This window comes from Winogradskya humida (assembly GCF_016862215.1).
GTDB classification, from domain to species: domain Bacteria; phylum Actinomycetota; class Actinomycetes; order Mycobacteriales; family Micromonosporaceae; genus Actinoplanes; species Actinoplanes humidus.
The window spans coordinates 161,748-181,654 of sequence record NZ_BOMN01000001.1 but is presented as its reverse complement, the minus strand read 5'-3'; the positions used below and the strand labels follow the sequence as shown (position 1 = coordinate 181,654).

The 19,907-nt window shown below is 69.6% G+C and carries 21 protein-coding genes; 16 read left to right on the top strand and 5 right to left on the bottom strand.

What is annotated here, in order from left to right; genetic code table 11:
* Positions 1–79: 79 nt before the first annotated feature.
* On the top strand, positions 80–349 hold the full coding sequence (locus Ahu01nite_RS00895) for a hypothetical protein (protein ID WP_203834389.1): 270 nt from the start codon (positions 80–82) through the stop codon (positions 347–349).
* 56 nt (positions 350–405) lie between these two features.
* On the top strand, positions 406–726 hold the full coding sequence (locus Ahu01nite_RS00890; RefSeq protein WP_203834388.1) for a hypothetical protein: 321 nt from the start codon (positions 406–408) through the stop codon (positions 724–726).
* Here the strand turns inward: Ahu01nite_RS00890 and Ahu01nite_RS00885 are convergent.
* Positions 667–1,863, bottom strand: a complete 1,197-nt coding sequence (locus tag Ahu01nite_RS00885) for an FAD-dependent monooxygenase (protein WP_203834387.1) — start codon at positions 1,861–1,863, stop codon at positions 667–669. The two genes, Ahu01nite_RS00890 and Ahu01nite_RS00885, sit on opposite strands and share 60 nt — an antisense overlap.
* A 223-nt stretch (positions 1,864–2,086) precedes the next feature.
* Here Ahu01nite_RS00885 and Ahu01nite_RS00880 point away from each other — a divergent pair, with 223 nt between their 5' ends.
* The 6 genes from Ahu01nite_RS00880 (at position 2,087) to Ahu01nite_RS00855 (ending at position 10,492) form a co-directional block, all read left to right on the top strand.
* On the top strand, positions 2,087–4,333 hold the full coding sequence (locus tag Ahu01nite_RS00880; RefSeq protein WP_203834386.1) for an ATP-binding protein: 2,247 nt from the start codon (positions 2,087–2,089) through the stop codon (positions 4,331–4,333).
* Between the two features lie 121 nt (positions 4,334–4,454).
* Complete coding sequence (locus tag Ahu01nite_RS00875; RefSeq protein WP_203834385.1) at positions 4,455–5,651, top strand: TolB-like translocation protein; 1,197 nt, start codon at positions 4,455–4,457, stop codon at positions 5,649–5,651.
* 407 nt (positions 5,652–6,058) lie between these two features.
* On the top strand, positions 6,059–7,864 hold the full coding sequence (locus Ahu01nite_RS00870) for an anthranilate synthase family protein (RefSeq protein WP_203834384.1): 1,806 nt from the start codon (positions 6,059–6,061) through the stop codon (positions 7,862–7,864).
* Between the two features lie 114 nt (positions 7,865–7,978).
* The gene (locus Ahu01nite_RS00865; RefSeq protein ID WP_203834383.1) at positions 7,979–8,422 is read left to right on the top strand and encodes a hypothetical protein; all 444 of its coding nucleotides are present in this window, start codon (positions 7,979–7,981) and stop codon (positions 8,420–8,422) included.
* Between the two features lie 664 nt (positions 8,423–9,086).
* Positions 9,087–10,268: a reverse transcriptase family protein gene (locus Ahu01nite_RS00860; protein WP_203834382.1), complete on the top strand. Its 1,182-nt coding sequence runs from the start codon at positions 9,087–9,089 to the stop codon at positions 10,266–10,268.
* Positions 10,269–10,297: 29 nt separating this feature from the next.
* Entirely contained in the window at positions 10,298–10,492 is a 195-nt protein-coding gene (locus Ahu01nite_RS00855) for a hypothetical protein (RefSeq protein WP_203834381.1), read from the top strand.
* 47 nt (positions 10,493–10,539) lie between these two features.
* On the opposite strand, the gene Ahu01nite_RS00850 is transcribed toward Ahu01nite_RS00855, so the two are convergent.
* On the bottom strand, positions 10,540–11,571 hold the full coding sequence (locus Ahu01nite_RS00850; protein WP_203834380.1) for an aldo/keto reductase: 1,032 nt from the start codon (positions 11,569–11,571) through the stop codon (positions 10,540–10,542).
* 74 nt (positions 11,572–11,645) lie between these two features.
* Here Ahu01nite_RS00850 and Ahu01nite_RS00845 point away from each other — a divergent pair, with 74 nt between their 5' ends.
* Both Ahu01nite_RS00845 and Ahu01nite_RS00840 read left to right on the top strand, forming a co-directional pair.
* Positions 11,646–12,182 (top strand): TetR/AcrR family transcriptional regulator, encoded by a 537-nt coding sequence (locus Ahu01nite_RS00845; RefSeq protein WP_203834379.1) that lies wholly within the window; start codon positions 11,646–11,648, stop codon positions 12,180–12,182.
* Between the two features lie 74 nt (positions 12,183–12,256).
* Complete coding sequence (locus Ahu01nite_RS00840; RefSeq protein ID WP_203834378.1) at positions 12,257–12,622, top strand: VOC family protein; 366 nt, start codon at positions 12,257–12,259, stop codon at positions 12,620–12,622.
* Between the two features lie 155 nt (positions 12,623–12,777).
* Here Ahu01nite_RS00840 and Ahu01nite_RS00835 read toward each other — a convergent pair whose 3' ends face one another.
* On the bottom strand, positions 12,778–13,014 hold the full coding sequence (locus Ahu01nite_RS00835; protein ID WP_203834377.1) for a hypothetical protein: 237 nt from the start codon (positions 13,012–13,014) through the stop codon (positions 12,778–12,780).
* Between the two features lie 163 nt (positions 13,015–13,177).
* Here Ahu01nite_RS00835 and Ahu01nite_RS00830 point away from each other — a divergent pair, with 163 nt between their 5' ends.
* The 4 genes from Ahu01nite_RS00830 to Ahu01nite_RS00815 are packed head-to-tail and all read left to right on the top strand — an operon-like array spanning position 13,178 to position 16,352.
* Entirely contained in the window at positions 13,178–13,552 is a 375-nt protein-coding gene (locus tag Ahu01nite_RS00830) for a response regulator transcription factor (RefSeq protein ID WP_203834376.1), read from the top strand.
* 17 nt (positions 13,553–13,569) lie between these two features.
* Positions 13,570–15,561: an ATP-binding protein gene (locus Ahu01nite_RS00825; protein WP_203834375.1), complete on the top strand. Its 1,992-nt coding sequence runs from the start codon at positions 13,570–13,572 to the stop codon at positions 15,559–15,561.
* A 10-nt stretch (positions 15,562–15,571) separates the two neighbouring features.
* Positions 15,572–16,090, top strand: coding sequence for a GNAT family N-acetyltransferase (locus Ahu01nite_RS00820; RefSeq protein WP_203834374.1), 519 nt, complete (start codon positions 15,572–15,574; stop codon positions 16,088–16,090).
* Between the two features lies 1 nt (position 16,091).
* Entirely contained in the window at positions 16,092–16,352 is a 261-nt protein-coding gene (locus tag Ahu01nite_RS00815; RefSeq protein ID WP_239158528.1) for an SCO0607 family lipoprotein, read from the top strand.
* Here the strand turns inward: Ahu01nite_RS00815 and Ahu01nite_RS00810 are convergent.
* The gene (locus Ahu01nite_RS00810; protein ID WP_203834372.1) at positions 16,346–17,554 is read right to left on the bottom strand and encodes a pyridoxal phosphate-dependent aminotransferase; all 1,209 of its coding nucleotides are present in this window, start codon (positions 17,552–17,554) and stop codon (positions 16,346–16,348) included. The two genes, Ahu01nite_RS00815 and Ahu01nite_RS00810, sit on opposite strands and share 7 nt — an antisense overlap.
* 70 nt (positions 17,555–17,624) lie before the next feature.
* Here Ahu01nite_RS00810 and Ahu01nite_RS00805 point away from each other — a divergent pair, with 70 nt between their 5' ends.
* Both Ahu01nite_RS00805 and Ahu01nite_RS00800 read left to right on the top strand, forming a co-directional pair.
* On the top strand, positions 17,625–18,389 hold the full coding sequence (locus Ahu01nite_RS00805; protein ID WP_203834371.1) for an IclR family transcriptional regulator: 765 nt from the start codon (positions 17,625–17,627) through the stop codon (positions 18,387–18,389).
* Between the two features lie 55 nt (positions 18,390–18,444).
* On the top strand, positions 18,445–18,645 hold the full coding sequence (locus Ahu01nite_RS00800) for a hypothetical protein (protein WP_203834370.1): 201 nt from the start codon (positions 18,445–18,447) through the stop codon (positions 18,643–18,645).
* Between the two features lie 60 nt (positions 18,646–18,705).
* Here Ahu01nite_RS00800 and Ahu01nite_RS00795 read toward each other — a convergent pair whose 3' ends face one another.
* Complete coding sequence (locus Ahu01nite_RS00795; RefSeq protein ID WP_203834369.1) at positions 18,706–19,827, bottom strand: Fic family protein; 1,122 nt, start codon at positions 19,825–19,827, stop codon at positions 18,706–18,708.
* Between the last annotated feature and the right edge of the window lie 80 nt (positions 19,828–19,907).

Here is a 19,907-nt window from a genome sequence, read left to right as displayed (position 1 = left end):
GTTTGCCGACCGAGCCATGATGGGTATTCGCGCGTTGTCTTCAGTAGTTGTCAGACATAAAGCCGGGGGAGAGCTCACCATGGTCGAGCCACACGTCACTTTGGACCCGAACAGCCTCAGCCCGGTCGAGGAGAAGCTCCGCGGCCCGCTGGAGCAGCAGCTCACGTCGGCGATGCAGGCCGCCACCGACAAGGTCTCCCACGAGTACGCGGGGGAGCCCGTCGACACGGTCGCCACCGAGATCCTCGACGAGACCAAGGCCGGTCTGCACCACGACATCGCCGACGGTTTCGTGCCGGACCAGCGCGAGCTGCGCCGGGTGGCCGAGGCCATCGTCCGCGAGGGCTGATATCCGCCGGGAGTGCGCCGGCCCCGCGCTGGCGCACACCCGATACCGTTCCTCCCATGTCAACGTCCGACACGGCGTTCATCGTCTTCGAGCTCGCCGCGGCCGCACTGTGCGTCACCCTCGCAGTGATCCTGCTTGTCCGCCGGCACCGCGCCGCGGGTGGCCCGGTGCACCTCTGGCGCAAGCAGCCCGTGCTCGGCCCCGGGATGCTCGCCGCGATCGAGCTCCTCTTCGGTGTCTGCCTCACCCTGCGCGCGGTCGACGAGCTGACCGGCGGCAACCGCATCCTGTCGACGCTCGCACTGGCTGGCATCGTCTCAGCCGTGGTCCTGCAGTTCGTCCGGGTGTTCCGCACGTCCCGCGTCACCGTGCTCTGAGGGGTAATCCTCCAGCTCGATGTCGGTGGCGAACCGGTCCATGAGCTTCATCAGCGGCTTGAACAGCAACGACACCGAGAACATGGCATTACGCCCACGCATCCCGAGCCTGGTCCGTGGTGCGAGAATCCGGCCCGCGCTGACCTGCTGGGAGACCTTGGCATAACCGCGGAACTTGGCCTCGTACTGTGCGTACGCGACCGTGTGGTCGCCGCCGGCCCGCAACAGCTCGCCGGCCAGCACGTAGGCACCGACGACCGCGAGCCCGGTCCCGAATCCGCCCAGCGTGTTGCCGTAGGCGGCGTCGCCGAGCAGCACCACCCGCCCACTCGAGTACCGGTCCGTGGTCACCCGGCTGATCGAGTCGAGATAGAACTCCTTCGCCGCCGGAAGCTGCGCGATCAGCTCCGGGATCCGCCACCCGCCACCGCGATACGCGTCGGCGACCAGCCGCTTCTGCTGGTCGACGTCGTCGCGGTCGTAGTCGAGCAGCTCCGACGCGAAGACGAAAAACGCCGGGGCTTTGCGGCCACCGATCGCGGCCATCCGGCCCGGCTCGCCGTACATCGCATCATCGTCGCCGGTGTCCATGTCGGCCAGGGCGTAGTAGTAGCCCAGATGCCGGACATAATCCGCCTCCGGCCCGAACGCCAGCCCGCGGGTGTGGGAGTGGATCCCGTCAGCGCCCACGACTAGGTCGAATGTCCGCGGCGGCGCGTGCTGGAAAGTCACATGCACGCCCTCGCCGGTCTCATCGAGCGTGCTGATCGAGTCGCCGAACATGTATTCGCAGGTCGACGACGTGCGGTCGTAGAGCAGCCGCGCGAGATCACCCCGGACGATCTCGATCTCCCCGCCGCTGAACTCACCCGGGACGACGGCCAGCTTGCGACCCCGCGCGTCGACCACGGTGCCGTCCTGCCCGCCGGTCTGCAGCCGCTTGACGTCGTCGAGGATGCCCATCCGGCTCAGCACCGTACGGTGAGTGACGCCCTTGAAGTCGACCGCCTGCCCACCCGGCCGCAGCTCGGCGGCCTTCTCGACCACCGTGACGTCGAAGCCGTAGCGGGCCAGCCAATATGCCAGCGCGGGACCGGCGATGCTCGCGCCGGAGATCAGGACCCTGGTGTTGTTCATGACGGCGACGCTAGGTCCCGCCGCTCACAGCGCACTGACACAACGCTCACAGCGTGTATGACGACCCGAACGCCCGGCCTGCGTGCACGGCATGCCGGGACCGCTCGGACCGCCCCCGTTACGCCTGCCGATGTGAACGATCGATCGGCGTAGAGCTACCGTCCCTTAGTACAGGGGGCGTCTCCAGGGCGTTCACCGGGCGTTTGGTGTTTCGGGGGGCAGCTTGAGCGGCGGTTCGGGGGACGCGTTGTTCGGCGAGCGGGTGCGGGCACGGCGGCGGGAGCTGGGACTGACCCAGGAGGAGCTGGCCGAGCTCGCCCGGATCGACGTGAAGACCGTCCGCATGATCGAGACCGGGAAGCGTACGCCACGCCCGGCGACCGCTCGGATGATCGCCGACGCCCTGCGCCTCGACGACGAGGAGGCCCGCGGCAAGTTCCTCGGCGGATCCGCACCCGGCCGCCCGGTCCCCGCCCAGCTCCCACCCGACGTGTACGGGTTCGTCGGCCGCACCGCCCAGCTGCGCGCCCTCGACACGATCACCACCGTCGCCGGGGGCCGCCCGGCAGCGGTGGCGATCTCGGCGCTGTCCGGGGCCGCGGGCATCGGCAAGACCACCCTCGCCGTGCACTGGGCGCACAAGGCCCGCGCCCGCTACCCCGACGGCCAGCTCCACGCCGACCTGCGCGGCTTCGACCCCGACGGCGCCCTGCGCGACCCCGGCGACGTTCTCTCCGGGTTCCTCGGGGCGCTCGGGGTGCAGCACAAGGAGATCCCCGCCGGGCTCGACGACCGGGCAGCGCTCTACCGCAGCATGCTCGCCGACCGCAAGATGCTGGTCCTGCTCGACAACGCCCGTGACGCCGCGCAGGTCCGCCCGCTGTTGCCCGGCGCGAAGGACTGCATGGTCCTGGTGACCAGCCGCGACGACCTCGCCGGACTGGTCGCGCGGCACGGCGCGCACCCGCTCGGGCTGCACCTGCTCAGCACCGACGAGGCGTTCCAGCTGCTGGCCCGCCGTCTCGGCGCCGACCGCCTGGCCGCCGCACCCGCCGCGGTCGAGGAGATCATCACCCGCTGCGCCCGGCTGCCGCTCGCGCTGACCATCGCCGCAGCGCTCGCCGCCACCCGCCCCGGCGTGGCCCTGGAAGATCTGGCCGCCGAGCTGCGCGACACCCGCCTCGACACACTCGCGGTCGGTGACGCGGCCGGCGACGTGCGAGCGGTCTTCTCCTGGTCCTACCGCACGCTCACCCCCGGCGCGGCCCGGCTGTTCCGGCTCCTCGGCCTGCACCCCGGGCCCGAGATGACGGTCGAGTCGGCGGCCAGCCTGATCGCCGAGCCGGTCGTGCGGACCCGGCTGCTGCTCGCCGAGCTGGCCACGGCCAGCCTGCTCAGCGAACCACTCCCGGGCCGGTTCACGTTCCACGACCTGCTGCGCGCGTACGCCGCCGACCGGGCGTACCGCGAAGAGGAAGTGACCGCCCGCGAGGCCGCATCGCGCCGCATGATGGACCACTTCCTGCACACCGCGCTCGCCGCCGACCGGGTCTTCGCCCGTCACCGCAACCCGATCGCGGCCCCCGCGCCCGCCCCCGGCGCCCTGGTCGAGGAGCCCCCCGGCCGCGACGAGGCCATGACCTGGTTCCTCGCCGAGCACGAGGTCCTGCTCGCCGCGATCGACCAGGCCGCCCGCACCGGCAACGACGCGCACGTCTGGCACCTCGCCTGGTCCATGGCGACCTACCTGCACCGCCGCGCCCTCTTCCAGGACTGGGTCACCACCCAGCAGACCGCGATGGCCGCAGCCGTACGCCTCGGGGACCGCGACCGCCAGGTCCGCACCCACACCGAGCTGGCCGGCGGCTACTTCAACGTCGGCCGCGTCGACGAAGCCCTCGACCACCTCCGCGAGGCGATCACCCTCTACGACGCCCTCGGCGACGCCATGGGCCAGGCCGGCGCCAACCTCAACCTGGCCATCGTCCTCGGCGTCGCCGACCGCCACCGCGAAGCCCTCGCCTGCAACGAACAGGCCCTGATCTTCTACCGCCGGGTCGGCTCCGGCGAACACGAGGCCCACGCCCTCAACGCCATCGGCTGGTGCCACGTCCAGCTCGGCGACTACCCGCTCGCCCTGAAGTTCAGCCAGGAATCCGTCGCCCTGCACCTCAAACTCGGCGACGACGACCACTCCGGCGTGGGCGCCGCCTGGGACACCGTCGGCTACGCCCACCACCACCTCGGCAACCATGACGAGGCGCTGCGCTGCTACGCGGAGGCCCTCGCGGCGTACCGTCGCGCAGCCGACCCGTACAACGAATCAGAAATCCTCACCCACATCGGCGACACCCACCACGCCGCCGGCAACCACCCCCAGGCCCGCGACGCCTGGCGCCGCTCCCTCACCATCCTCGAAAACCTCGACCACCCCGACGCCGCCACCGTCCGCGCCAAACTCGCGTCCTGATCAGCCCGGGGCGACAGCACAATCCGTCGTCAGGTCGACGTGCAGGTAGGTGCCGGAATTCACCCTCGGTTGAGTACCGGCGCTCAGGCGTACGGGCCTGACGATCGCAACGCTGACAGCCATGAATGATTACCGGTCGAAGTTGCTGGGTGCGGGCGCCGACGGTGCCGGGCCGGACGAGGAGTTGACCGGACGGCCGGGCCGCCGCCGGTTCCGCCGGCTGGCCCTGCTGGCGGCCGCTGGGCTGGTGTCGGCCGGCCTCGTCGCGGCGTGCTCGCCGCTACACCCGTCGGCTCCCGACCGGTCGGCCCACCCGACGGGACCGCGGGCCGACTTACCGGCCGCGTCCACCGCCTCGTTGTCCACGGTGGATTCCCCGGTGGCCGATCCGGCGCCGCTGCCTGACCGGCCGCTGGCCCGCGCCGCGTTCCTCTACTCACGGTGCAACCCTATAAACGTCGAGGACGAGAACTGCCGATTCCGACTCGTGCTCACCGACGGCTCCCAGTACACGCTGCCCAAAAGCGTGATGCACGAAGGGCCCGGTCCGATCTCTCCGGACGGCGCCTTCCTGATGCTGTACGACGAGTCCGACGGGTTGGTCCTGCGCCGTCTGGACAGCGGAACATCGCGCAGGGTGGCCCTGCCCGACCACCTCGCGGCGTGGGGTCCGGTGTCCTGGTCACCCGACGCGCGCTGGGCAGCGGTGTCTGCGGACAGTCCCGATGGGCAAAAGGTCGCCGTCGTCGACATCGTCAACGCGCGGCTGGTCGAAGATCCAGCCGCCGCCGATGACGCCCAGCTTGTCGCGGTCTCCGCCCACGGCGACCTCATCTGGGCGAAACCCGCGAACACCGGCGCGACCACGGTGCACTGGATCGTGGGAGGCCGGCAGCCCCGCGTTGTCGACGCCGACCTGCGCTCCCACCTGCGGCCCGGCGAGATCGTCAACCCGACGGGATGGCCGGGCGAGGTGATGCTCGGCGACGGGATCACCGCCGTAGTGCCCATCATCCGGGCCGGCGGCGACGCCCCGTGGGCCGACGGCGATGCAATCCTGCTGGTCGACCTCACCACCGGCGTTGTCCGGCACCGTCTGGATCTGCCCGCCAACACCGCACGCGTACGCCTCCACAGCAGTGGATGCGGACTCGGCCCCAACGCCCTCGTCCAGTTCGAGGGAGGCGACCCGACGACCGGGCAGCAGCCGGCCGATCCCACCGATCCCACCGACATGGTCGCGCTCGACCCCTGGACCGGCGCCCGCGGCAGCGTCTACCGCCTTCCCCCAGAAGGGTTCCCTCTGCTCATCTGCTGACCAGCGGCAGACAACTCACCGTCGGACCAGGACCGGCCAAACACGACGAATCCCGTAGGTCGACCGCGACCTGGACACGGCCACATGTCCATGTCCAGGCCGGCGGAACCCTGAGTCATCTCAGCCTTGCGATACCCCGGCCCCCACGGCCGTCAGCACCGCCACGACGGCATCGCTGCCATGCCGGTAGATTACGTCCACCGGTATATACCGTCAACCTGGGTAAATGTCGGCGGGCCGAGATGCGCTACGCTCCATCGCATGCACGCGCGATTGAGCATGTGGTGGCACGCCGAACCGGCGGCCACACCCACCCGCGTGTAAAAACACTCACCGCGGCCGCCTCCCCGAGGCGGCCGTTTCTGTGTGGTCCTTCTCGGTGGCGGTCCCCAGCCCATCGAGGACCCATGAAACCTTTTGCCCTGCTGCACCGTGACGGCGCTGACCATGTCGACGTCCTGCACGGCGACGTCGTCACCGTTGAGGCCCTGGCCGACATCCCGCTCCCGGCGGGGAACGGGCCGCAGACGCTGGCCCTGATCCCGTACCGGCAGATCAGGGAACGTGGCTTCGCGTGCGTCGACGACGGGACGCCACTGGAGTGCCTGCGCGTCGAGCGGCATGAGACCGTGCCGCTCGACGACCTGATCGCCTCGCTGCCCCGGACCGTGGCGATCCGTGACGGTGCCTTCGACATCGCGGACGAGGACTACGAGCAGATCGTCCGGACGGTGCTCGACGAGGAGATCGGGCACGGCGAGGGCGCGAACTTCGTCATCCACCGCGTTTATCAGGCCACTGTCGACGGCGACCCGCTGGAGACGGCCCGCGCGGCGTTCCGCAACCTGCTCACCGGCGAGCGGGGTGCTTACTGGACGTTTCTGGTGCACACGGGTACGCGTACCCTCGTCGGCGCCACGCCCGAGCGGCACGTCAGCGTGACCGACGGACTGACCATGATGAACCCGATCTCCGGCACCCACCGCCACGACGGCGCCCGCAGCCTCGCCGACTTCCTCGCCGACCGCAAGGAGATCGAGGAGCTGCACATGGTCCTCGACGAGGAACTGAAGATGATGGCCACGGTCGCTGAGCACGGTGGCCAGGTCATCGGGCCGTACCTGAAACGGATGGCCCACCTCACCCACACCGAGTACCTGCTGGCCGGCAAGGGCTCCCTCGACGTCCGCGACGTGTTGCGCGAGACGATGTTCGCCCCCACGGTCACCGGCAGCCCGGTCGAGAACGCCTGCCGGGTGATCGCCCGCCACGAGGGCCGCGGCCGCGGGTACTACGCCGGCGTGCTCGCCCTGCTCGGTCATGATTCTGACGGCCGCCAGACCCTGGACGCGCCGATTCTCATCCGGACGGCGGAGATCTCGGACGACGGGGCTCTGCGCGTACCCGTGGGGGCGACCTTGGTCCGGCACTCGACCCCGCAGGGCGAGGTGGCCGAGACCCACGCCAAGGCCGCCGGGGTGCTCTCCGCCTTCAGCCTGCGCTCTCAACCTCAACCTTTATCAGTACGCCCGGAGCCCACCGATCTTGAACTGGACTTGGCCCTGGCAGCGCGCAACGACGGCCTCGCCCGCTTCTGGCTGGACCAGCGCGTCCCGGGAGCCCTCACCATGCCCGCCCTCGCCGGCCGCTCAGCGGTCATCGTCGACGGCGAGGACACATTCACGGCGATGCTCACCCACCAGTTGCGCGCCCTGGGCCTGACCGTCACGGTGGTGCCCTGGACCGCCCCGATCATCCCCGCGGCCGACCTGCTGATCCTCGGCCCCGGCCCCGGCGACCCCGGCGCGTCCACACCGAAAATGGACCGCCTGCGCGCCCTGGCCCAGGAAGCACTGACCGCCGGCCGCCCCCTGCTCGGCATCTGCCTCGGCCACCAGATCCTGGCCACCACCCTGGGCCTGCCCCTGCTCCGCCGCGACTCCACCTACCAGGGAATAGCCCGCGACATCCACTTCTTCGGCACCACCCGCCGCGTCGGCTTCTACTCGAGTTTTACCGCCCTTGCAGCTACCGTCCCCGGCGTTTCCTTCGCCGCCGACCCCGACGGCAAGATCCACGCCCTGCGCGGCGAGGGCTTCGCGGGCGTCCAGTTCCACCCGGAGTCAGTGCTCAGCGCGGACGGCGTCGCGGTCCTTCAAGAACTTCTCCCACCACTTCTCGATCGCGTGATTAGTCCGTCCGTGAGCGGGTAGCGAAGAAGTGCCGGTGGTTCAAGCGGACCGAGAGCCTCCTCTTGGACCACCGGCCCCAATTCTTGTCACACCCCGACGCTACGGTTTGCCCCGTCCACAAACGAGGGGGAGACCATGGGCGCTTCGGGCTGGAATTACTACGTTCCCTACCAGGAAGATCTCGATGCGGCGCTCGACGCCCTCCGGGACAAGGTCTTCGCCGAGGGCGACTACTGGTGGGCGGTCCCCGGGGAGTACGGCAAATCCGCCGCTGACTTCCCCAACCGCCCCACCACCTGGGACGACCTCTTCGACGACGAAGAGGTCCAGGAGAGCGGCACCCACTCCATCCTCGACGTCTTCAAAGTCCTCGACCCCGGCGAGAACCCCGAGTTCGGCACCGTCGAACCGGTCTCCCCAGCCGAAGCCCTGGCCCACGTCGGCACCGAACACCCCACCCGCGAGCACGCGAAGGCTCTGAACGATCTCGCCGAGCGCCGCTGGTACGGCCGATGCGCCGTCCTCCACGAGAACGGCAAACCCACCGAGATCTACTTCTTCGGCTTCTCCGGCGACTGACCCTGGCTTTCCGCGGACCGACTTCCCGTGCGGGGCCGGTTCTCTGCGCGGGGCTGGGCTTCTCGCGGAGCCGGGTTTTTCGCGCGGGTGACCGGGTGCTGGAGCTGGGTGCGCGGGTTGCGGGTGGTGCCTAGACTTCCTGGCTGGTGGCAGCGCGTCCCGAGCTTGACCGCCGGTCCGCCGACGGTCTCTCCGGGGCAACCCCGGGGGCGACATGATCAGCCAGGCACAGCACCGCCGGCGTGCCCCCGCGCTCCGCGCGGCACGACGCAGGCACAACCGGGCATCGTCGGGCCGCGCTGCCACCCCTTCTCAAGTAGCTACCGCCCTGGCCGACGCCTTCCTCACCGAGGCCACCGCCCCGGCCCCCGCCCCACGCCCGCGCCGACTCACACCGCGCCCGCCCCGACCGGCTCGCCCGGTTCCGACCCCGCAAGGCCTGGCTGGGTCGCGGGTTGACCTCGGCCCGGCTGCGTCGGCCGGATCGCGGGTTGACTTAGGTCGGGCTGCGTCGGCTGGGTCGCGGGTTGGCCCAGGCCCGGCTGCGTCGGCTGCGTCGGCCGGATTGCGGGCTGGGGGATTGGTCGGGGATGCCAGGCCGGTCGTCGGTTCACGCCCGGATCTTCTCGGCCGCGCTGCGTCGCGGGCTGCGGGGTCGGGGTGGGTGCTGGGGCGGTTGGTGCGGGCTGGGGGTGAGGTGCTGGGTGGGCGGCCGTGGTGGTTGCGGCCGGTGGTGGCGGGGGTGCTCCGGGCGTACAGGGATGCTCCGGCTGATCGGCCGCGGGAGTTGGCGGGCTTTCTCAGCGGGCGCGTGCAGTCGCATCCGGTGGTGGTGCGGCGCGCGGTGCCGGTTCGGGTTGTGCGGATGCGCTGGGATACGCCGCGCATCGATGATCTCGGGGTGCTGGCGGGGTTTCTCGGGCTTGCGGGCGATGAGCTGGACTGGTTCGCGGACCGGAAGGAGATCAATCGGCACGCTCGGGACCAGCGGTTACGGCACTACCGGTATCGGTGGTTGCCGCATCGGCTGATCGAGGCGCCCAAGCCTCGGCTGCGGGCGGTGCAGCGGCGTCTGCTCGACGGGGTGCTCGGGCGGATTCCGGTTCATCCTGCTGCTCATGGTTTCGTACCCGGTCGTGGGGTGCACACGTTCGCGGTGCCGCACAGCGGGCAGCCGATGGTCGTCCGAGTCGATCTGGCCTCGTTCTTCTCCAGCGTCACGGCGCCGCGGATCTATGGGCTGTTCCGCACGGCTGGTTACCCGGAGCCTGTCGCGCACGCCCTAACCGCGCTGACCACCACCCGGACCCCGGCCGACATCCTGGGTGGCAAGTATCTTCCGTTGTTGCGGCACGCCCATCTGCCGCAAGGGGCGCCCAGCTCGCCCGCGCTGGCGAATCTGGTCGCGTACCGGCTGGATCGGCGGTTGAGCGGGCTCGCCGCGCGGTTCGGGATGACCTACACGCGGTACGCCGACGACCTCGCGTTCTCCGGGCCGCGGGTGTCCGCGCCGCGGTTGCTGGCGGCGCTCGAGGCGGTGGTGAAGGACGAGGGGTTCCAGCTGCGTCATGCGAAGACGCGGGTCCGGGGGCAGGGGGACCGGCAGGTGCTGGCCGGGCTGGTCGTGAACGAGCGGCCGGCCGTGGCCCGGGTTGAGTACGACAGGCTGCGGGCGGTGCTGCACGATGCCGCGCGGCGCGGGCTGGATGAGGCGAATCGGGACGGGCATGCGGACTTTTCCGCGTACCTGAAGGGGTGGGTGGCCTGGGTCTCGCACCGGCATCCTGGCCGGGCCGCCAAGCTGGACCGGTTGCTGGCCGCCACTCTCGGCGAAGATCGCGCATGAGACCGGGCCGGGGTGGGCACAAAGGGGACATGGTGCAGCCAGGACCCGACCCGGACAACTACCCGCCCATCGACCCCAGCGAGCCCATCCCGGACGACCCGGGCGTGCTCTCCCCGGACACCCCGGAGACCCTGCCACCCGCCCCGGTCGAGCCGATGCCGGGCCCCGACGACCCGGGCAACGTCCCGGGAACCGAGCCCGGCCCGGTCCCCGAGCCCGCCTGACCACCCGGGGAGCCCGCCTGACCACCCGGCGAGCCCCGCCTGTTCCCTCAGATGACGGGGACGGCGTGGGGGTCGAGGAGGGTGCGGTCGCCGTCGGTGCCGTGGGCCAGGGCGGCGGCGACGTCCTCGTGCGGGGTTCCGAGTTTGATGGCGCTGGCGTCGTCGAGTTGCAGGTAGTGCTTGTCGGTGAGGTTGAGCTGGAGCGATCGCAGGTATTCCTCCAGCTGGGCGACGGTGCGGGGGCCGACGATCGGGATCAGGGCCGTGGGGGCGAGGGCGGCTCGGCGGCGCAGCCAGGCCAGGGAGACCTGGACCGCGGTGGTGCCGAGCTCGTCGGCGACCGCCAGGACGGCGTCGACGACGGCGGTGCGCTGGGTGTCGCCCTCGATGGCGTTGCCGCGGGCGCTCAGCCGGCCCTGTTCACCGAGCCGGTATTTGCCGGTGAGCAACCCGCCTGCGAGGGGCGAGTAAAGGACGACGCCCAGGCCGTGAGCCTGCGCCATCGGTAGCAGCTCCCGTTCGGCGGAGCGTTCGGCCAGGCTGTATTCGGTCTGGACGCCGACCAGCGGGGCCAGGCCTTGCAGGTCGGCGCGGAGGGCGGCGCCGGCTACGCGCCAGGCTGGGAAGTTGGAGAGGCCGCCGTGGAGGATTTTGCCGGCGCGGATGAGGTCGTTGAAGCCGGCCAGGATCTCCTCGATCGGGGTGATGCCGTCGGGGAAGTGTGGCATGAAGACGTCGACGTAGTCGGTGTTCAGGCGGCACAGGCTGGCTTCGAGGGAGCGGATCATGCTCTTGCGGCTGTTGCCGGTCGTGCCGGGGCGGGCCTGGGTCTGCCTGGTCCCGCTGTACTTGGTGATGACCACGTAGTCGTCGCGGTCCCGCCCGAGCAGCTCACCGAGTACGGTTTCGGCCTGGCCGTCCTGGTAGATGTTGGACGTGTCGAACGTGGTGCCGCCGGCGGCGACGAAGGTCTCGAAGATCTGTGGTGCTTCGGTGTTCGAGGTGCTGAAGCCCGCCGTCCCGAGCGCGTATTCCGACACGCGTAGTCCGGTGAGCCGGCCGAAGGTCTGGTAGCGCATGGCAACTCCTTGAGCGTGGTGCCGGAGGGGTAGGCTCGCCATGGTAGCAAGTAAAGCGAGGGGTCACTCTTTTTATGCCTAGGGTCAGTCAAGCTCATCTCGACGCGCGCCGGTTGCAGATCGTGGACGCCGCTCGCGCCCGATTCGCCAGCCACGGCTTCGCCCGTACGTCGATGGCCGACATAGTGGCCGAGTCCGGGCTGTCCAACGGGGCCATCTACCGGTACTTCACCAGCAAGGACGAGATCGTCATCGCCGTCTGCGAGCAGGGGACGGAAGCCCTGCCCAACGCGCTCACCGCCGAGGCCGTCGCCGGCTTCCTCGAGCATGTGCGCGCCCGGGCCCGAGACACCGACCACGCTCGCCTGGTGACTCAGATCTATGCCGAGGCGGCCGTGTCTCCGCAGCTCGCAGTGGTTGTCCGGCAACAGCTCGCCGCCGGGCGGGCCGCGATCGCCGAGCTGGTTCCCGAGCGCCGGCGCGCGCACGCCGGGCAGATCGCCGAAGCGTTCGTGGCCCTTTGTGCCAGTTACAGCCAGCAGATAGCGATCCGTGGTGACGTGGAGCCCGCTCCCTTCGTGGCCGCCCTGATGGCGATCATCGAGGGGTAGTCGCAGTCACTAAAAAGAGTGATCTCTCTTTTTGGGTGCTAGGGTCGCGGGGAATGTCCATCCCTGGAGGAACTATGGCTGTCGCTCACGTCGCCGCGATCAACCTTGAAGGCCCCGACCCGGCCGGCCTGGCCCGGTTCTGGGCCGCCATGCTCGGCGGCGAGGTCGCGATCGAGACACCGGACTTCTGCGCCGTCAAAGCGGGCGCGCTCTACGTCGGGGCCGTTCGCGTCCCCGGCTACGAGCCGCCGACGTGGCCCTCGGCGGAGCGATCCCAGCAGATGCATCTCGACCTGGCCGTCGACGGCACCGAGAGCCTCGACGAGGCGGAGGCGCAGGCGGTCGCGCTCGGAGCCACAAAAGAAGGGGAACAATCCGCGCCGGAAAGCTTCCGGGTGCTGCGCGACCCGGCCGGCCACCCATTCTGCCTACGCCGCTGACCGAAGAAGCGCGCAAGGCCGAAGAAGCGCGAAAGGCCGAAGAAGCGCGCAAAGGCCGAAGAAGCGCGCAAAGGCCGAAGAAGCGCGCAAAGGGCTGTCATCGGCGGGTGCGGCAGTGGCCCCGGGCCGAGAACAGAGGGTGCGGGAGTAGAAGGTCAGGCGGCGAAGGCGGCCTGGATGGCGCGGCGGGCCCAGCGCATACGGCCGAGGGCGCAGTCGGGGTGCTCGCCGAATTCCTGGGCGACCAGGGCGGCGCAGGTGTTCTCGCCGAGGCGGTCGACCGTGGCGGTCACTGCGGCTCGGATCAACTCCGGGGTGGGTTGCTGGGAGCGTTGCAGGTGGGAGACGAACAGCGCGTCGGTGCGGGTGTCGTCGGTATCAAGTACGGGCATCGGGTCCTCCTGCCAAGATCGAGCGGGCGGGCTAAAGACAGCACACCTGGGCCAGGATGCATTCGTGCTGCGTACAAGTTGCGGTGCGGTTGCGGAGACCGGCAGTCACGCCGGAGATGAGGCGATATCGTCGGATGAGCGCCGAGTTTGAGGGGGAGCAGCCGTGACGGTGGTGCTGGTCGCCGATGACGATGCCGATATCCGGGACCTGGTCGCGTTCAAGCTGGAGCAGGCCGGCCTCGAGGTGATCTCGGTCGAGGACGGGCAGGCGGCGCTGGAGCAGGCGCGCTCCCGGCAGCCGACGCTCGCGGTGCTCGACGTCTCGATGCCGGGGCTCTCCGGGATCGACGTGTGCCGGATGTTGCGGGCCGATCAGGCGACCGCCGGGATGCTGATCATCATGCTCACCGCGCGGGTGCAGGAGCAGGACGTCGAGGGCGGGTTCAGCGCCGGTGCCGACGACTACGTGACCAAACCTTTCAGCCCACGCGAGCTGGTCTCCCGGATCCAGGCCCTGCTGAGCCGGACCCGGGCCTGACACCCACGGGTACGCCCATGCGCCCGAGCAGGTCCGTCGGCCGGCTCCTGACCGGGGCCTTCGGCGTCCTGGTGCTGCTCATCGTCTGTTCCGGGGTCGCCGAGACCACCGCCCTGGTGATGCAGCACCGCGTGGTGCGGGAGCTCTCCGCGTACGTGCAGCCGTTGGAACTGGCCAATGCCGAGCTGCGCAGCGTTCTGGGTGACGCCCAGCGCGGGCTGCGCGGCTATCTGCTCACCGGCGACAGCCAGTTGCTGGATTCGTACCAGGTGGCGCGGACCGCCTATACGACGTCGAGCAGGGCGCTGACCGGACTGGCCCGCGCCGACGAACGGGCCTCGATCAACGACCAGCTCGACCGTGCCGATATCTGGTGGCAGCACGCCGAGCAGCAGCGGCTTGCCGTGCCCCGCAGTGACACCGCCGCCGCGTACGTGAGCCAGGGCAGGCCGCTCTTCGAGGCGTTCGCGGCCGAGAACACGCAGTTCGACGCGGCCCTCGCCGGGCGCGCCGCGAACCTGCAGAAACGCAGCTCCCGGCTGAGCACGGTGACCACCGCCGTGGTGGTCGCGCTGACGCTGCTCGCCGCCGTGACCGCCGTACTCGCCGCCGTTGTGACCACCCGCCGCATCACCCTGCCGCTGGCCGGTGTCGTCGCGGTGATCGACCGCCGCCGCGTCGGCGCCCTGAATTCCCGGGCTGACGCGACGGTCGGGCCCACCGAGATCCGGGCGGTGGCGCAGGCAGTCAACGAGCTGGCCGAGGAGGCCGACCGTACGCGGGTCGCCGAGGCCGCCGTGGCGCGTCAGCGGGGTGAGGTGCGGGCGCTCGGTTACCGGATCCGGGCGCATCTGAAGGTCGAGGACGCCGTCCGGGAGGCCCTTGACGGGCTGAGTACCACGATCGGCGCCGACCATGTGCTGCTGCGGATGGCTCCGGGGCAGACGGGGCTGCCGCCGGTGGCGAGTCTTCGCGACGAGCACGCTCACGGCGTACTCAAAGAATTGGCCGAAGCCGATGCGACCTGGCTGCGGACCGGGGATGTGTGGGTGACCAACGATCCTGCGCCGACCGGGGAGGTCGAACCCTCGGAGGCGGAGCGGCGCGCGTGGGCCGCGGTCGGCGACGGCCCGGTGCTGACGGTGGCGGTCAGCGGCGGCGAGGAATGCCTGGGCGCGCTCACCCTGATCCGCGACACCGGGCCGGACTGGACGCCGGTCGAGGTGCGGCTGACCGAGGTGGTCGCCGCCGACCTGGGCCGGGGCGTGCACCTGGCCCGGCTGTACGAGCGTGAACAGCATCTCGTGGCCCGGCTGCAGGAGCTCGACAACGCCAAGACCGACTTCATGTCGACCGTGTCGCACGAGTTGCGTACGCCGCTGACCAGCATCGCCGGGTATGTCGAGCTGCTGCTGGACGCCGACGCCGGTGAGGTGGACCCGCCGCAGCGCCGGATGCTGGACGTCATCGCCCGCAACACGCGCCGGCTGCGGGAACTGATCGAGGACATGCTCACCCTGTCGAAGATCGAGACGGGTTCGTTCAAGACCGCCCGGCGGCCGGTCGACCTGGTCGCGCTCGCGGAGCAGGCACTCACGGCGATCGGCCCGGCTGCGGACAAGGGTGAGGTACGCCTCAAGCCCGAGCTGGACGGCCCGCAGGAGCTCACCGCCGACCCGGAGCAGCTCGAGCGGGTCCTGATGAACCTGCTGACGAACGCGGTCAAGTTCACCCCCGCCGGTGGCACGGTCACCCTGCGCGTGTACCGGGCCGACGGCGAGGTGAACGTCGTGGTCGCGGACACCGGCATCGGCATCCCTCCGCCCGAGCAGGAAGCCCTGTTCACCCGCTTCTTCCGCGCGACCAACGCCATCCATCAGGCGATCCCCGGCACCGGCCTCGGCCTGGCCATCGTGCGCACGATCGTCGACAACCACAGCGGCCGCATCTCCGTGGAGTCCACCGAGGGCGCCGGCACGACAGTGACCATCCGCCTGCCCACGCGCTAGATTTCGGGTTGTGGACATCGAGATAACGCCGGCTGCACCAGAAGACGTCGAGGCGCTGACCGCGCTGGTCAACACGGTTTACGCCGACGGTGAGAAGGGCTTGTGGCGCGACGGCGCGGAGCGCACGACAGTCGCCGAGATGCGCGGGCTGGTCGACGCCGGGGAGATCGCCGTCGCCCGCCGCGCGGGCCGCATCGTGGGCCAGGTTCGCATCGTGCAACTCGAGCCTGGTCTCGGCGAGTTCGGCATGCTGGCCGCGGAGCCGTCGGAGCAGGGCAGTGGCATCGGACGGCAGTTGGTGCAGTTCGCCGAGAATTGGGCGCGCGCTCAGGGGTTCCCGACGATGCAGTGCGAGCTGCTCGTGCCGCGCGACTGGGAGCACCCGGTGAAGGAATTCCTCCGCGCCTGGTACACCCGCATCGGCTACCGGCAGGTCAGCACCGGCTCGATCGACGAGACGTTCCCGCACCTCGCGCCGCTGCTCGCCACCGAGTGCTCGTTCCGCGTGTTCCACAAAGACCTTGGCTAGGTTGCCCGCGCTTGTCGTCGCCGGTCTGGCAGCTGCGGTGCTGACCGGGGGTTGCACCGCGGACGCGATCTGCGGCGGCGGCAATTACCCGGTCAAACTCGCCGACAGCGCCACCGGCAGCACCTGCGTCCCTGAGGGGCAGGACCCACCCGCGGGATATGTGCGCTATCCCGCGGGCAAGGTCCCGAAAAAGGTCGGCGACAAGTGGGACGTCTACTGGCAGACCCACAAGCTCGACAAGCTGGGCAAAGAGGTCTATTGACGGTACGTCTCGAGGAAGCGGTGCAGGCGGTCGGTGGCGTCGTCGAGGACGTCGACCGGAGCGAGGAAGACCAGGCGGATGTGGTCCGGGGTCGGCAGGTTGAAGCCGGTGCCGTGGGACAGCAGCATCAGCTCCTGCTCCAGCAGGTCGATGATCAGCTTCTGGTCGTCGCGGATCTTGTGCACCTCGGGGTTCAGCCGCGCGAAGAGATACAGCGCGCCACGCGGCTGCACGGCATCAACCCCAGGAATGGCATTGATCTTGTTGTACGCGTGATTGCGCTGCTCGTAGAGCCGCCCGCCCGGCCGGATCAGCGTGTTGATGCTCTGGAACCCGCCCAGCGCCGTCTGCACCGCGTGCTGCGCCGGCACGTTCGGGCAGAGCCGCATGTTCGCGAGCAGTTGCACGCCCTCGAGGTATTCGGTGGCCGTGCTCGTCGGGCCGCTGATCGCCATCCAGCCCGACCGGAACCCCGCCGCCCGGTACGCCTTCGACAGCCCGCTCATCGTGATGACCAGCAGATCCGGGGCGAGCGCGGCGGCGCACTCGTGCTTCGCGTCGTCGTAGAGGATCTTGTCGTAGATCTCGTCCGCGAGGACCAGCAGATCGTGCCGGCGGGCTATGTCGAGCATCCCCAGCAGGACCTCCCGCGAGTAGACCGCGCCCGTCGGGTTGTTCGGATTGATGATCACCATGGCGCGGGTGTTCGGCGTGATCTGCGCCGCGAGATGCTCCAGGTCGGGCTCCCAGCCCATCGACTCGTCACACCGGTAGTGCACCGGCCGCCCGCCGCACAACGTCACCGCCCCGGTCCACAGCGGGTAGTCCGGGCTCGGCACCAGCACCTCGTCACCGGTGTTCAGCAGCGCCTGCAGCGACATGACGATCAGCTCGGAGACGCCGTTGCCGAGGAACACGTCATCGGGCTGGACGTCCTTCACCCCGAGCGTCTGGTAATACTGCGCGACGGCGACCCGGGCGGAGTAGATGCCCCGGGCGTCGCTGTAACCCTCGGCGTCACCCAGGTGCTGCACCATGTCCGCGACGATCGGCTCCGGGGTGTTCAGCCCCCACGGCGCGGGGTTGCCCAGGTTGAGCTTGAGGATGCGATGCCCTGCCGCCTCCAGCTCCTGGGCCCGGCGCAGCACGGGGCCGCGGATGTCGTACCGGACATTCTTGAGCCTGCTCGCCTGCGCCACCATGCGGTTGAGCTTATGTCGGCCCGCGGACGTAGTAAGGCAGCGAGGTATCTTCTCGGCGGAGGTGTCCAGGATGACTGCACCGCAGGAACGGCGGAGCGAGGTCCGCTCGGTTGCCCGCGCCCTGGACATCCTGGGCGCGTTCAGCGCGGCCCACCCGCGGATGCAGCTCTCGGAGCTCGCGGACGCCGTCGCCCTGCCCCGCCCCAGCACCCGCCGCCTCGCCGTGACCCTCATCGACCGCGGCTTCCTGCGCCAGGACCCGGACGGCTCCTACCTGCTCGGCGCCCGCCTGCTGGAGCTCGGCAGCCAGGTCGCCGAAACCTCGTCGATAGCCCTGCGCACCCGGGCCGTCGCCGACGAGCTCTCCCGCATGACCGGCGAGACGGTCCTCGTGGCGGAAGCCGACTGGTCGTCGCTCTCCCTGCTCATCGTCGGCAAACGCCAGTCCAAGCACCCGGCCGCGGCCACCTCCCCGCTCGGCCACCGCCTCAGGATCACCAGCGGCTGCATGGCCAAAGCGGTCCTCTCCGGCCTACCCCCGGAAGGCGTCGCGGCCATCGTCCCCCAACTGCGCCTGACGGCCCGCACAGCCCGCACTATCGTCAACCCCGGCCAGCTCACCACCGACGTCGAAGCCAGCAGAGCCCGCGGGTACGCCATCCAGTCCGGCGAATTCCTCGCCGGCATGGCAGGCGTCGCAGTCCCCGTCCACGAATCCGGCCGCGTCGTCGGCACCGTCGCCGTCCTCGGCGCCGCCCTCCGTTACCCCCGAGCCCGCCTCGACCAGACCGGCCAGCTCATCCGCCAGGTCCTCGCCCGCCAGCGCCCGGCCTGAGATCCCCACCCGCGTTTCGCCCTGCGGAACGACCCCTCGTCACACCCCCGCCCGCATGGCTATCTTCCGCGAAGCCGGTGACATTCCGTCGCCGGCTTCGACCTGGAGGGTCTTCGTGGACAAGAGCGGGATCCGAGGCCGGCAGCAACCCGAGCCGGAAGAAAGCGGAGGACCATCGACCCTGGCCGTCATCGGCCTGATCGTCGTCTTCCTCGGCGTCCTGGGCGCATTGGTATACCTGGCCGTAGCCGGCTGACCCCTCCCGCCTGCCCGGAGCCGCCCCGGGCAGGCGGCAAGGGTCCGTCACCGGATGCCTTTATTCATAAGGATTTTTGGGTCGCGGTCGCTCACTCAAGACGTTCCGGCGGATCTCACGCAGCTCTGGTGTGCCCAGGTAGAAACGGCCTTTGGTCTCGCCCTGCGGCGCCAACAGCCCCGCTTGCACCATGAACCGCAGGTCGCGGTTCGCGGTGCCGACCTCGATTTCGGCATCCTTCTCGTACACCGGTCGTCTTACCTTGAGCCCCAGGGCCGCGGTGTACAGAGCGAATACTGCGCGTTCCGGCAGCTTGTGTTGCTGGATGACCTTCTCCAACTCCAGCCACGTCCTGCTCGCGTCATCGACCCGCCGCAACACCGTGTGTGCCTGCATATGGTGGGCGACCAGGTTGAAGCGAACCCAGACTGTCGTGTCGCGCTCGGGATGCCACGCGCCCGCTCCGACCTCACCCAGCACGCCATAGTAGCTCTGAGTGTTCTTGCCGAGCCATTCTTCGATGCTGCTGAACTCGGGCGTGAGAATCTTTTCGCGGGCAAGGACCATTGTCTGCAGTGCACGTGCCATGCGCCCGTTGCCGTCCCGGAACGGATGAATCATGACGAGATTCAGATGAGCCATCGCCGCCCTCACAAAGACCGGGCAATCGTCGTCACCCGTGTTGAGGTCCGCGACCAGTTCCTGCATCAGAGCAGGGACGGCCTCGGGGCTGGGACCCTCATACACCTTCAGGCTTCTTTCCTCGTCATGCACGAAGATCTGCCCTGGGCGGTAGCGGCCCGGACTCTTCGAGAGATCGTGACCCAGCATCATGAAGTGCAGACTGCGAATCAGGAACTCTTCGAGCTGAAACCCGGGGTCGTCCGCCAACTGCTGGATATAGGTCAGCGCGTTGCGGTAACCAACGATCTCCAGTGATGTCCGCCGGTCTGCGTCGAGCGGCTCCTCGTCCTCCATGATCGCCAGCGCGTCGTCGAGGTTGACGTCGTAGCCTTCGATGCTGTTCGACCCCTGCACCGCACGGGCCTTGAGGTTGCGGCGGAGTTGACCCTTCCACCTTCTGGGCTCATGGAGGTAGATGCGCAGCTCATGCCGAAGCTGATTGATCTCTTCGATGACGCGGAGATCATCGAAGTCGAGTTTGGGAGCGCGGAACAACATGAACTTACAGTGACGATTGATAGATTATCTGTCAAGGTTGATAGATGATTCGTTAATCTGTCAATGTTGGGTGTGCGCCG

Bases quoted from the DNA above. Each gene is read 5' to 3' on its own strand.
- Ahu01nite_RS00795 (WP_203834369.1), bottom strand. From the start codon at position 19,827: ATGTTGTTCCGCGCTCCCAAACTCGACTTCGATGATCTCCGCGTCATC.
- Ahu01nite_RS00840 (WP_203834378.1), top strand. From the start codon at position 12,257: ATGGCTGTCGCTCACGTCGCCGCGATCAACCTTGAAGGCCCCGACCCG.
- Ahu01nite_RS00895 (WP_203834389.1), top strand. From the start codon at position 80: ATGGTCGAGCCACACGTCACTTTGGACCCGAACAGCCTCAGCCCGGTC.
- Ahu01nite_RS00825 (WP_203834375.1), top strand. From the start codon at position 13,570: ATGCGCCCGAGCAGGTCCGTCGGCCGGCTCCTGACCGGGGCCTTCGGC.
- Ahu01nite_RS00835 (WP_203834377.1), bottom strand. From the start codon at position 13,014: ATGCCCGTACTTGATACCGACGACACCCGCACCGACGCGCTGTTCGTC.
- Ahu01nite_RS00850 (WP_203834380.1), bottom strand. From the start codon at position 11,571: ATGCGCTACCAGACCTTCGGCCGGCTCACCGGACTACGCGTGTCGGAA.
- Ahu01nite_RS00855 (WP_203834381.1), top strand. From the start codon at position 10,298: ATGGTGCAGCCAGGACCCGACCCGGACAACTACCCGCCCATCGACCCC.
- Ahu01nite_RS00875 (WP_203834385.1), top strand. From the start codon at position 4,455: ATGAATGATTACCGGTCGAAGTTGCTGGGTGCGGGCGCCGACGGTGCC.
- Ahu01nite_RS00800 (WP_203834370.1), top strand. From the start codon at position 18,445: ATGGCTATCTTCCGCGAAGCCGGTGACATTCCGTCGCCGGCTTCGACC.
- Ahu01nite_RS00805 (WP_203834371.1), top strand. From the start codon at position 17,625: ATGACTGCACCGCAGGAACGGCGGAGCGAGGTCCGCTCGGTTGCCCGC.
- Ahu01nite_RS00865 (WP_203834383.1), top strand. From the start codon at position 7,979: ATGGGCGCTTCGGGCTGGAATTACTACGTTCCCTACCAGGAAGATCTC.
- Ahu01nite_RS00870 (WP_203834384.1), top strand. From the start codon at position 6,059: ATGAAACCTTTTGCCCTGCTGCACCGTGACGGCGCTGACCATGTCGAC.
- Ahu01nite_RS00885 (WP_203834387.1), bottom strand. From the start codon at position 1,863: ATGAACAACACCAGGGTCCTGATCTCCGGCGCGAGCATCGCCGGTCCC.
- Ahu01nite_RS00890 (WP_203834388.1), top strand. From the start codon at position 406: ATGTCAACGTCCGACACGGCGTTCATCGTCTTCGAGCTCGCCGCGGCC.
- Ahu01nite_RS00845 (WP_203834379.1), top strand. From the start codon at position 11,646: ATGCCTAGGGTCAGTCAAGCTCATCTCGACGCGCGCCGGTTGCAGATC.
- Ahu01nite_RS00810 (WP_203834372.1), bottom strand. From the start codon at position 17,554: ATGGTGGCGCAGGCGAGCAGGCTCAAGAATGTCCGGTACGACATCCGC.